Here is an 11,589-nt window from a genome sequence, read left to right on the forward strand (position 1 = left end):
CTCAACCGTCATCCATGCCTCCTCTCATAACCGAGGGGTCAGTTCTTCATTTCGTCAGGGGGTCAGTTTCTCAATTCGGCCGACATCATCCAGGCACGCTTTTCTCAGTTGTCCAGTGAAGAAGCCATGCAAGAGCTTGAAGCTGCAGGTCTGGCTTACGGCCGATTGCGCGACGTTCCGGCAGTCTCCGAACATCCGCATGTTCGTAGAGTTCCTGTGGGGACGCCTGAAGGCACCGTTGATGTGATCGCGCCTGCAGCGATCTTTAATTCCGAGCCACCCTCGTTCGGCCCTGTCCCTGCGCTCGGCGCTCACACCGACGGTGTTCGGGAGGGAACTACGAGAGTAGTGCTCAGGACGTACAGGAAGCCACCTAAGCCATCTTCCGGAATCGGGTCCGAGACCGCGCGAGGTGCGGTTCAAGTCCATAGCAACAGGCACGATAACATGAACGCCGTTCCGCATTGAGATCTCTGCTTTTCGTTCCACCGCATAGCGCAAATATTGCATCGGCGCCGGAGCGAGGGGCTGATGGTATTATCCTCGACCTTGAAGACGCCGTTCCTGAAGGCAGTAAGCAGGAGGCGCGGCAACAGCTCTCCGAAAGTGTCGCCACAGTCCGACGTAACGGTGCATCCGCCTTGGTGCGGGTAAATCATGAGCTTTGCGCTCTTGCTGCTGACCTCGACGCATCCGTCATTCCAGGGGTGAACGCTCTCGTCCTGCCAAAGGTCGAATCGTCGGACTGGGTTAGGGAAGTTGGCGGTGCCGTCAATCAGCTGGAGCAAAAGCGGGGGCTGGCTGCGGGCCAGATTCGATTTCTTACTCAAATCGAGAGCCCGCGTGCCTTACAGCGTTTGCCGGAAATCGCATCGTCCGATCCAGGATGGCAGCCATGGCCTTGGCCCAGAGGATTTTTGTTCAGCTGTTGGCGGTTCGCCCGAATTCGATCTTCTCTTGCAGCCAAACCTGGAAGTGTTGTTCGCTGCCCGGGCCGCTGGCCTGCTTCCGCTAGGCTTTGTCGGGATCATTGGTGAGTTTCGAGATACTGAAAAGCTCCAACAAACCGCAACTCATGCGCGGCGGCTTGGTTTCGCTGGCGCACTCGCCATTCATCCTGCCCAGGTGAAAGTTTTCAACGAAGCATTTTCGCCGAGTGCTGGCGAGATTGAATGGGCTCGGAGCGTTGCCGAAGCGGAGCGCGCTGCCTCCAAAGAGGGGCTTGGTGCTTTTGCGGTGGACGGAAAGATGATTGACCCACCCGTTATTCGGCGTGCTCATCAGATTCTGGCTCTATCCGGCAGATCTACTGACGCTGCCGTTGAGAACTGAGAGTCACGCAAGGAAATTCCGGTTGATCTTCGAACGCGTTTGCCATCTCGTTTCGAGATTGATATAAATTCCGGCAACGCATTCGACTGGACATCTTCGATCGTGGATATCAGGCAACTTCGGTATTTTGTCGGCGTAGTGGAGGCCGGAAGCTTTACGAAGGCCGCCAGTCTTCTTAAAGTGGCACAGAGTGCGCTGAGCCTACACGTCCGGCAGCTTGAAGAGGGGTTCGGGACGCAGCTGCTGGTGCGTGAACGGAACGGCGTTAGAACCACGGATGCGGGGCAGAAGCTACTTATTCGGGCGCGGAATATCCTCAATGAAATTCTACTGACCGAAGCCGAACTCACGAGCAAGAAGGCGTCACCCGCCGGAGAGTTGACAATCGGCATCCCGTCTGGCGCGGCTCGTGTTATGAGCGGCCTGCTGCTGGAAGCGGTGAGGAACGATTTGCCTCGGGTATCTCTCAAGATGACCGAAGGAATGACTGGGCCTTTGGAAGAGTGGATGTCAGCTGGTCGATTTTCCTTGGCAATCCTCTACAGGACGGAGGAAAGCATCGGCCAGATGAAGGCGTTGGCATCGGAAGAATTCTGTCTCGTCGCGCCGCCGAGCGGACCACCTTTCGAAGCTTCGATCAGACTTTCAGATTTGCGTTCATTCCCCTTGGCAGTGCCCATGCGCGCGAACAACGCAAGGCGCTCCGTAGCCGATGTCGTCGCGCACCATGGCTGTATGCTGGATGTAAGGTTCGAGGTGGATTCGCTTTCCACGATTATAAACATGGTCATGGAGGGAAAGGCACACTCGATCCTCACACCCGCTGCTATCCATAAGGAAGTCTCTCAAGGCTTGGTTCGGACGATACAGATCGTTGATCCCGTTATAACGCGCTCCGTTGTTCTCGCAGTAAACCCGAGGGACGATCACAAAGCGGCTATTGTTGCGCTGCGCAAGCTGATCGCTGATGTCGCCAGCATGCTGATCGAACGTGGAATTTGGCTTCCCGTACGATGACGGAAGCCAAAGAACGAAACGAACTGCCCGCGTCGACATGGCTTCTCTCAATTCAAGATGGGCGTCGGCAAGATTTGATAATTAACCTGCCGCTTCTATCGCGATGAAGTCGAAGGGAACTCAGGATCGAGCATCGACGATGCTCGTGAAGACAACATCGCATTATGGGGTCAGAACAAGAACAGTTCGAAATCATAGGGTAAGGTCGAACGGATCATGAACGGGACGCGCGTGCCGATGTTTGCGAAGCTTTCAACTCACGGGTCTGCGCTGGCGATGCTCGACTATTTGAACCATGTCGGAGAGCTCAGTCTGAAAGCGGCAAATCCGTGCATCTCGTCACCCAGACGAGCGCGATCCTACTCGGATCGGTGTCACATTCGTAGATCATGTAGCCTGGATGAATTCGACGCTCTCGCCATCGAATCGTGGATGTCTTCTCACCACTTTCGATCAGCGGGAAAGCCGCTTTACAACGCCCAGCTTTTTGCACCATCGGTGAGCCCTTCCGCCTCGCATATGAATTGGACCTATGCTGCGCGCTCGATCGCACTTGGCGTTCTGAGCGGCCGAAAGCCGTCGCGAGGTCAGGAGGCTCGTCCCATGAGTAGATACCGGTGAGGTTGATGTGTTCCCAACTCAGTGGGGAAACGTGCTTGAGCAGGGCGTTCGGCATAATGTGCCCGCGCTGACGCAGGAGATGGACGGCGCGGTCAAGGTATACGGTATTCCAAATGGACGATCGCCGTGGACACCAGATTGAGGCCGGACGCGCGGAAAGCTTGGCTTTTGTCGAAGGAGCGATCGCGAATCTCACCGCGCTCGTAGAAGAAGATTGCGCGTTTGAGTGTGATTTTTCGTGGAAAGAGGACCCTGTTTGAGGGGTGATTTTCGAACGGGGTCTGACGCAAACTCGCTGCACCTTTGGCTCAGGTCGCGCCGACGAGACGCGCCTGGAGCAGATCGATCTTGGCGCGGCCGTACATTTGCCGCTTGATTAGTTTGAGCTTGGTGATCTGGCCCTCGGTTTGGCCGTTCGACCATGGGGAGATGATGGCGTTGCGGACTGCCGTGATGTCCTTTTCGACACCATTGGCAAAAGAGGCGACGAGGCTTGCCCTGGCGCGCTCGAGCCAACCATCCAGTCGTGCGACCGCCTTTGATCGGATCATCTGCTGAAAGTCTTCACCGCAATCACAAACGCGATCGCGAAGCGCGGCGGCCCAGACTAAGCTGGGCCGTCTAGCTTGCGACCTCACTGTTCCTCAGTGTAATCTGAGTCGTACCACTTGATCGAAAGCTTGGAAAGCGTGCCATTGTCCTTCATTTCCTTGATGGCCGCCGCAATCTTGTCATTGAGTTCCTTGTCTCCAGGCAGAATTGAGATAGCTCCCGGCCCGTAATACAGCGCCGGCTCGAGTATCCTCAAGGGGTAGCCGGCCTTAATCGCAGCGCGCGCATCCGTGATGTCTGCGATGACCGCATCAAGACGAACGCCGTCGCCAAGGCGCAGATCATCAAATGCAATGCTGGTCGTTCCGTAAGTCTTCAGCTGGCCCGGCTTGAATTGATAGTGAACAGGGCTGGCGTTTACCCAACCCGGCGTAAACTCATGCTTGGCATACGCTTCAAACTCGCTGGCCGCTGTTAAGCCAATCACCTTCCCCTCGAGATCGGAAGGCTTCGTTGCCTTGCCGTCCTGGTGAACAGTGGCAACAGCTGGGCTCCAAAAATAGACAGCCGGGAAGACAAGCACTTCTGCCTTGGGCCTGGTCGGCACCATCGCGCCCATGGCGACATCCCAACGGCCCTGCCACTTGGCTCCGGCGATGATGTCCCATCCCGGCGTCACGAATTCGGCTTCTACTCCGAGGTATTTTGCGATGCCGTTGGCGACATCAACATCATAACCAACGAGTTCCTGTTTGTCGTTCAAGTGGGAAAGGGGCCCCCAGTCCGTCCCAACCGCGAGCCTCAGCGTTTTTGTTGCGAGCACTTTTTCGAGTACGGCGCCGGCATTGGCCGGCAAAGCAATGGACGCAACTGCGAACGATGCTGCAGCTGCAATCATCCTTACAAACTTGTTCATGTGACGTTCCCCTGGATTGACAGTTGTGATTGTTGGTCCTTTCCCGCATTCGAGACTTGGGATTGGGGTAGGTAATGAGATGAGGGCCAAAGCCTGAGCAACTGCCAACCGTCTTGCGCCATGTCGCCGCCCACAGTCACACTGTCGGATCGGTCCGCGAGCTGGCAAGAACATAATCGATATCCCATCCATCTAGAACTCAGATGGTTGAAAGCCGAGGTGCGGCAGCTGAACGGCCGTGGCCTCGGACGCGCAGAAGGCGTTCATCCTGAAGCAGGGAGGCCGAGAGGATCCCCGTTGCGGAGATCTGCCGCCGGGCGGGATCAGTCAGGCCACCTAATTTCAATTGAAAGAAGAAATATGACGGGCTTATGTCGACGGTGCCCACGGCGGGTCTGCCGGGTTCTGGAGTTCGACACCTCGACTTACCGCTACAAGTCCCGCCGCCGCGACCAGGCCGGAATCTCATTCTCCCGATCTCCGGAACTCCCCCACGCGCCGAACAGGACGCACTCGCAATCCCAGAGTTGGAACTGCGCCGCGCCAGACTTTCCGATTTTCGCAAGGGATGGATCGCCGTTAGTGAATATAATGGCTCTGTTGCAAAAGATCCGGGTGGTTGGGGAGGTCCCGTGTTCTCTGCCGTCACGCGGCCTGACCCTCAAGATTCTCGAGCAGTGCTACTGCCTCCGTCAGCGCGCTCGGTCCGATGTCAAAAGCACGTTCAAAGATACGGGCCCCTCCACTGATGTCGCCCGTCAGGTTGAAAATCGCAGCCTGGCCCTTGCGCAAAGCCCGCATGACCTGGAAGCTTTTGATCGTCGCATAGGCCGTTTTTAGCGTCACGAACCCTCTCACCGGTCTGATCAGCTGCTTCAGCTTGCCGTGATCAGCCTCAACAACATTGTTTTAGGTATTTGACCTGCGGATGCAGAAGCTCTCTCGGGCATTTGCCTTCGGCTTTCAATCGCGCGATGGCGATGCCATAAGTCGAAGCTTTGTCGGTGTTGATCACGGTGGGCTTTTCCCAGTCCTTCAGGCCGCTCAGGTCCTATCGAGAAAGCGCTTGGCCGCTTTGGCATTGCGGTCGGGGGACAGATAGAAGTCGATCGTGTTGCCGAATTGGTATGCCCATTGGCCACGAACCTTCACATAGGTTTCTCAACGCGCCAACTCTTCGATTGCGGACGACGCCCGTGCCAGCGCAGCCGCTTTTCAACCTCGTGCGCGTACTTTTGTACCCAGCGGGTAAATCGTGGGATGATCAACGGCTACACCCCGTTCACCCATCATTTGCTCAAGGATCGCGGTAGCTGACGCCATAACGCGAACACCATCGCACTGCCCAAAGGACAATCTCACCCTCAAAATGACGCCACTTGAAATCGCTCATCAAAAATCTCGCTGAAAATCTTCGGCGCTCTTTCCGGTATGAACGGATTTTTTGCAACAGAGCCTTTTTGCAAACCTTCCTTCCCGCCCTGCATGTCGGTGAGCCCTGACGTTCGAGCCTCTTGATCACGTGCATGGTCATGTCGCCTTCGGCAACTGCTGTCCCGTTTGACCGGCTTCGGTCCGACGGTCTTATGCCGATGTCATCTAAGGTCTAGATGGCCATGATCTCAATTCTGTTCTTGTTGATTCCTGGTCCGATGGAACAGGCTGAACTAAGCAAACGACATCTCGAACTAGCGCTCTCAGCTGCTGCAAAAAGGGCTCCAATTCGCATCTCAGGTGCGGGAATGAGTCGTGTTACCGACAAGGGAACTTCGCATGTGCAAGCTTAATCAACTCACTTCCTCATGGTCTCCGGACCAGCAAATCCAGTACTATCGCAACTGGGGCGAACATTCGCCTGTCCGCGTGGTGCCACGGGCTGACAGTGTCTATCCGCTCCCACCTGCTATTCATCAAATCTCGCCGCGGTGGACCTGGAAGGGCCAAGCCATGGACGTTGACACCTATATGAAGGCGCACCGAGCCTCAGGTGTCATCGTGCTCAAGAACGGCGAGGTGCTTCTGGAGCGCTATGGTCTCGGGCGCACAGCCGATGATGTCTGGCTTGCGCAGTCGGTGGGCAAAACAGTCACCGCGTTTCTGGTCGGCGCAGCAATTCAGGATGGCTACATAAGGAGCATGGATGATTTGGTCGCCGACTACATCCCTCAGCTTAAGGGTGGCGCTTACGACGGTGTGACTATCCGCCAGCTATTAACTATGACTTCCGGCGTGAAGTTTGACGAGGATTACGTCAATCCCGACGGAGACGGCTCTCAGATCTGGGTGTGGCCGTTTGCGAAAGAGGATCCAGCCGCATATCTGGGCCGCCTGCCGCGAGCCGATCGCCCAAGGGCCAAGTTCGTCTACAACAACGGTGACGCCTTCCTGGCGGGCATCCTGGTGTCAAAGGCGACCGGCAAATACTTGTCGGCCTACCTCGCCGAGAAGCTCTGGAAGCCGTTCGGAATGGAAAAACCGGCCTATTGGGTAGTGAGTCCGTACGGTCTCGAAGGGGGCGACGGCACTCTCTCGATGACCTTGCGCGACTACGCCCGCTTTGGCCAATTTATGCTGGACGGCGGCAAGTCGAATGGGGTCCAGGTAGTGCCACTCGGCTGGGTGGCCGACGCCACCCGCGCGCAGGTGACCCTTCCTTCCGAATTCGAGGACGAGAACGGCGCAACCGACTATGGCTACTACTGGTGGATATACAAGGACGCATATGCGGCGCGGGGCCACGCGGGCCAGGCGATCTACGTTTATCCGGAGGACAAGGTTGTGATCGCCGTCAATTCTGCCTGGCCCGAATCAGAAAAAGCTCGTGACCATTGGCAGGCGCTGTACGCTTTCGTTCAGGCGCTGCATGCAGCGGCGGTGGTGCACCGCTGAGCGGCGCCATCGCTGCCATGACCCGTTGGCACGTCGCCTGCAAAGGCCGCACCGCCCACCCGAGTCGACGGGTCGAGACATTGATCAGCATCAGGTTCATCATCCAGTGACCGAACCGGTCTGCCGAAACCACACGATCCCAGCTCGTTATCGCCATCGTTTCGCCCGTCGACGGTCCTCACCCGTGGACGTTCGACCGCGACCCTGCCGCCTTGAAACCCGATCCGGCCGAGCGTCGAACTCCAGCGGTGCGCCGCGCGCTCCGGCGGGCCGGAAAAGGTCTGCTGAAAAGGATCCGGCGCGGCAGTCAGCCCGATCGCCGCGTCCGTAGAATGGGCCGCCGGCCCGGAGTTCCGCCCGTTGGCTGCATCATCGTTTTGCGATCGCGAGGAACAACCTCATAAAAGCATACGGCGCCTGATGGCGAACTCACTATGCCCGCAAAGCGCGAACATTGCTGTCGCGGATATGGACAAGGATGCGCTTCGCCGCTTTGCTCCGCATCAATCCCACTGCTCCAGCAGCCGATCGCCCGATTATCTCTTAACCATTAGGTGAACCGCGGGGCCGTGTCAGCTTCTGCGGAACTTCAAATGCCCCGTCACTGACGCACCCTGGACATAGATAACGCGTTTTGGCAAATCCACCGCGATCATCGTATCCCTCATTTCCTCGTCCTTCCGCTTCGTGGCTCATAGGCCACATACTCATGGCACTTTCGCCGCCAAGGGAGGGCGTCAACCGGCCCATCTCTGCTAAGCGACATCAGGCTTGATCCATCTCGCTTTAAGATGACGACAATGTAAAAGCTATAATTGACTCAGATCGCCCGTCTGTTGATGGTCAATGAAAGACGCGAATGGTGCCCGCTCATCCCGCCATAATCGAAAGCACCCGCCAACAATCGAAAAGAAAGGTGAGGATTTAGCTATTGGTTCAGTTGCCTGTTCTGCGTGAAACAAGCGCGGCACAGGTTGAGATGACACGGGCCGAGCTATCCGGGATTCAGGTGGAGGGCGTTCGGTGAACCGAGGGGGTAGCTTTGGTGGAGGCGATAGCGCACAGAATCGACGCGCCGGTCTTGCAGGTGTCGGACCTGAGGATTGTTTTCACATCCCGCGGAACCACGCTCCACGCCGTTAACGGCATCAGCTTTGAACTTCAGCCCGGCGAACTGCTTGGCGTCGTCGGAGAAAGCGGCTCAGGCAAGAGCGTTACGATGATGTCGCTCATGAAGCTTCTGCCGTCTCCGCCTGCCGAAATCGTGTCCGGAAGGGTGCGTCTCGGGCACCGGGATCTTTTATCGCTCGACCCAAGCGAAATGCGTAAGGTCCGCGGCGGCGAGGTTGGGTTCATCTTCCAGGACCCGATGACATCGCTCAACCCGGTCTTGAGGGTCGGCTACCAGTTGATGGAGCCGTTGCGCAAGCATTTCCGTCTCAGCCGTGGCGAGGCGCGCAAGCGTGCAATAGAGCTTCTCTCCCTCGTCGGCATCCCCTCGCCACAGGACAGGATAAACGACTATCCCCACCAGTTCTCCGGCGGGATGCGCCAGCGGGTGATGATCGCCATTGCACTTGCCTGCAAGCCAAAGGTACTCATCGCCGATGAACCGACGACGCTTGACGTGACGATCCAGGCCCAGATCCTGGAGCTCGTCAAGAAGCTCCGCCAGGAAATCGGCATGAGCATTATCTGGATCACGCATGATCTCGGTGTGGTGGCCGGGATCGCCGATCGGGTAATGGTCATGTACGGCGGGCTCGTTGTCGAGTGCGCCTCTGTCGACGATCTCTACGCAAATCCCGTCATCCCTATACACGCGCACTTCTGGAGACATTGCCGAGGCCCGACCAAGCGGGACAGGAGCGATTGAAGAGTGTCGTAGGCCAGCCGCCACACCTAACCGCCTTTCCGACGAACTGCCCCTTCGCGCCACGATGTCCGCATGTCTTCGATCGCTGTCGCGTGGAGAGGCCGCCGCTGATGGCGGTGCGAGATGGTCACGAAGCTGCCTGCTGGTGGGACGTAACTGAGCAGAGGCCGCGCGACTGCCAAGTATCCTCACCAGAGAAGCACAGCAAAGCCGGGACGAAGTCCTGCTCCGCGTCGATGACCTGGCCGTGCACTACCGACATACAAGGGTGTCTTCGGGCGCCAAGCTGGTGCCATCAGAGCGCTGGATGGTGTGAACCTGGAGGTCAGACGCGGCCAGACGCTCGGGCTTGTGGGCGAGAGCGGCTGCGGCAAGTCGACGACAGGCCGTGCCATCTTGCGCTTATGCGACACTACCGGAGGCCGCATCGTGTTTGATGGCGAAGACATCACGCACCTAGAGGGCAACAAACTGCGCCGGATCCGCCCGCGCATGCAGATGATCTTCCAGGATCCGCAGGCGTGTCTCAATCCGCGCATGACCGTCGGCTCCATCATTGCCGAACCGCTGAACGAGCACGGCACACTGAAAGGCAAGGAAAAGGAAAACCGGGTTCATGGGTTGCTCGATTCCGTCGGTCTCAATCCGAGGTTCGCCAACCGCTATCCCGCACGAATTTTCTGGCGGCCAACGCCAGCGCATTGGGATCGCCAGGGCGCTCGCGCTCAATCCGGACTTTATTGTCTGCGATGAGCCAATAGCCGCCTTGGATGTCTCCATCCAAGCCCAGGTGGTCAACCTCCTCAAAGACCTTCAGAAGCAGTTCTCGCTGACATACCTCTTTATCAGCCACGATCTTTCAATGGTTCGTCACCTCTGTGACAATGTCGCGGTGATGTATCTGGGCAAGGTAATGGAACTCGGCCCACGCGACCTCATCTACAGAGACCCAATACATCCCTACACGAAGGCGTTGCTCTCTGCGGTCCCAGTGCCGGATCCGAGGGTCGAACGTGCGCGCCACCGCATCATCCTGACGGGCGATGTGCCGAGCCCGGCCAATCCGCCTTCGGGCTGTCGATTTCGCACCCGCTGTCCGGTCGCGTTCGACCGGTGCACGTCAGAGCAACCGGCATGGCGAAAGGTGACCGGCGAGCGGTGGGTCGCCTGCCATAGAGCCGAGTGAAGCAGTGGAAGCGAGATCCCTATCAGGAAGTCTGCGTTAGCGCGTCGGCGATCACAAAGAGGACGGATTTGGTGAGGCAACAAGGCCGGAATAAGCCAGGCCGAGGTTTGAAAAAGGAGAACAACAGAATGTGGAGATTGACAGGGTCAATCAGCGCATCGAACTGGTCAACGCCTTGTGCGCGCATCTCTATGAATTCGGCCATATTGCTGTGCAAGGGATCGGCTACGTGGGGCGCCTGGCACAGGTCGTCGAGGGCGAGAATACACATTGCCGGGTCTGGTGCGCGAGATCTGTTGCGCCTTGCTTGGACCAGATCGATCAGTTGACCGACCGGCTCGCCGCACTGAAGAAGAAGATCGACGCGCTGTCCAGGAAAGCTGAAGCATCGCGGCGATTGCAGACCATGCCTGGTGTCGGTCCCATCGCCGCCCTGGAAATCTTTGCGCCGCCGATGGAGAACTTCAAGTGCGGTCGCGATTTCGCCGCTTGGCTCGGGCTGGTGCCGCTGCAGAAGTCGACTGGCGGCATCCGACTGTATGGCATCGGCTGTAGGCTATAGGCGATCCAACGCGAGTTCGGAGTCGCCCCTAAAACCATACGGAAAAGGGTGGAAGACAATCAACCTGGGACATGAGAACGCAAGGTCTTCACGGAAAATCCGGCCAACGCCCATGCTGACTACGTCCGGAGGCGATGGCTTGAAGTTTGCCGCAACGCAAACCGGCTCTACAGAGAGGTGTGCGATCGTGGGTATCGCGCGAATGTAAAGATCCTTCGCGATTGGGTGAAGAAGGCTGCGCGACGGAATCCGCGCACCAGCATTGTCTCGTGCCTCACGCAAAGCTTCTGACGTACGCCTTCATCGCGGCAAACCGCTCGCCTCCTGACGCCGAAGTCGATAAACTTCCGCCGAACGAGCGAGCTTTTGTGAATGCCACTTCCTGGCCTTACCTGGAGTTGCTACTGCTGCCGGTCTGGCACGGCGCTTCCAATCCGAGATTTGCAATCGGGAAACCGCTGCGCTGAGCGGGTACGTCTCCTGCCGGACCGGCGCTCCATACAAGCGGCATACACCGGATAGGCGAATCTTTACATCAGCGGTCTGTTGTTAAATGCCGGCGCATCGTGTGACGCTGCGCCGGCACCCTGCTTTAAGAAATTCAGCTGTTTACGAGCAGATCGCGCGACATGTTGCTC

The 11,589-nt window shown here is 57.6% G+C and carries 5 protein-coding genes and 8 pseudogenes; 8 read left to right on the forward strand and 5 right to left on the reverse strand.

All coding sequences use genetic code 11. The features are described 5' to 3' along the window. Positions 1-81: 81 nt before the first annotated feature. The 4 genes and pseudogenes from NKI63_RS29910 to NKI63_RS29925 all read left to right on the forward strand — a co-directional run. A pseudogene (locus tag NKI63_RS29910) lies at positions 82-333 on the forward strand (CoA transferase); the annotation flags it as partial. A gap of 131 nt (positions 334-464) precedes the next feature. Beyond that, a pseudogene (locus NKI63_RS29915) lies at positions 465-821 on the forward strand (aldolase/citrate lyase family protein); the annotation flags it as partial. A gap of 22 nt (positions 822-843) precedes the next feature. Continuing rightward, positions 844-1,332 (forward strand): HpcH/HpaI aldolase/citrate lyase family protein, encoded by a 489-nt coding sequence (locus NKI63_RS29920; protein WP_352824067.1) that lies wholly within the window; start codon positions 844-846, stop codon positions 1,330-1,332. A gap of 102 nt (positions 1,333-1,434) precedes the next feature. Continuing rightward, positions 1,435-2,349, forward strand: a complete 915-nt coding sequence (locus NKI63_RS29925) for a LysR family transcriptional regulator (protein ID WP_352824063.1) — start codon at positions 1,435-1,437, stop codon at positions 2,347-2,349. Between the two features lie 530 nt (positions 2,350-2,879). Here NKI63_RS29925 and NKI63_RS29930 read toward each other — a convergent pair. The 4 genes and pseudogenes from NKI63_RS29930 to NKI63_RS29945 all read right to left on the reverse strand — a co-directional run. Then, a pseudogene (locus NKI63_RS29930) lies at positions 2,880-3,197 on the reverse strand (Tn3 family transposase); the annotation flags it as partial. Positions 3,198-3,278: 81 nt separating this feature from the next. After that, positions 3,279-3,530, reverse strand: a pseudogene (locus NKI63_RS29935) (transposase); the annotation flags it as partial. 74 nt (positions 3,531-3,604) lie between these two features. Continuing rightward, on the reverse strand, positions 3,605-4,438 hold the full coding sequence (locus NKI63_RS29940; RefSeq protein ID WP_352824064.1) for a transporter substrate-binding domain-containing protein: 834 nt from the start codon (positions 4,436-4,438) through the stop codon (positions 3,605-3,607). A gap of 645 nt (positions 4,439-5,083) precedes the next feature. Further along, positions 5,084-5,590: pseudogene (locus NKI63_RS29945) on the reverse strand (DDE-type integrase/transposase/recombinase). A 795-nt stretch (positions 5,591-6,385) separates the two neighbouring features. Between NKI63_RS29945 and NKI63_RS29950 the strand changes: the two are divergent. Beyond that, a complete protein-coding gene (locus NKI63_RS29950) occupies positions 6,386-7,327 on the forward strand; it encodes a serine hydrolase domain-containing protein (RefSeq protein ID WP_352824065.1) in 942 nt (313 codons plus the stop codon). 11 nt (positions 7,328-7,338) lie between these two features. Here NKI63_RS29950 and NKI63_RS29955 read toward each other — a convergent pair. Beyond that, a pseudogene (locus NKI63_RS29955) lies at positions 7,339-7,587 on the reverse strand (IS256 family transposase); the annotation flags it as partial. Between the two features lie 794 nt (positions 7,588-8,381). Between NKI63_RS29955 and NKI63_RS29960 the strand changes: the two are divergent. The 3 genes and pseudogenes from NKI63_RS29960 to NKI63_RS29970 form a co-directional block, all read left to right on the forward strand. After that, positions 8,382-9,349 (forward strand): annotated as a pseudogene (locus NKI63_RS29960) (ABC transporter ATP-binding protein); the annotation flags it as partial. Between the two features lie 38 nt (positions 9,350-9,387). After that, a pseudogene (locus tag NKI63_RS29965) lies at positions 9,388-10,389 on the forward strand (ABC transporter ATP-binding protein). A gap of 130 nt (positions 10,390-10,519) precedes the next feature. Beyond that, the gene (locus tag NKI63_RS29970; RefSeq protein ID WP_352824066.1) at positions 10,520-10,951 is read left to right on the forward strand and encodes a transposase; all 432 of its coding nucleotides are present in this window, start codon (positions 10,520-10,522) and stop codon (positions 10,949-10,951) included. Positions 10,952-11,589 lie beyond the last annotated feature (638 nt).

Source organism: Mesorhizobium sp. M0410 (assembly GCF_040321435.1).
Lineage (GTDB): Bacteria > Pseudomonadota > Alphaproteobacteria > Rhizobiales > Rhizobiaceae > Mesorhizobium.

Excerpts from the sequence above, each read along its gene's own strand:
- NKI63_RS29950 (WP_352824065.1), top strand. The coding sequence starts at position 6,386 with ATGGACGTTGACACCTATATGAAGGCGCACCGAGCCTCAGGTGTCATC.
- NKI63_RS29940 (WP_352824064.1), bottom strand. The coding sequence starts at position 4,438 with ATGAACAAGTTTGTAAGGATGATTGCAGCTGCAGCATCGTTCGCAGTT.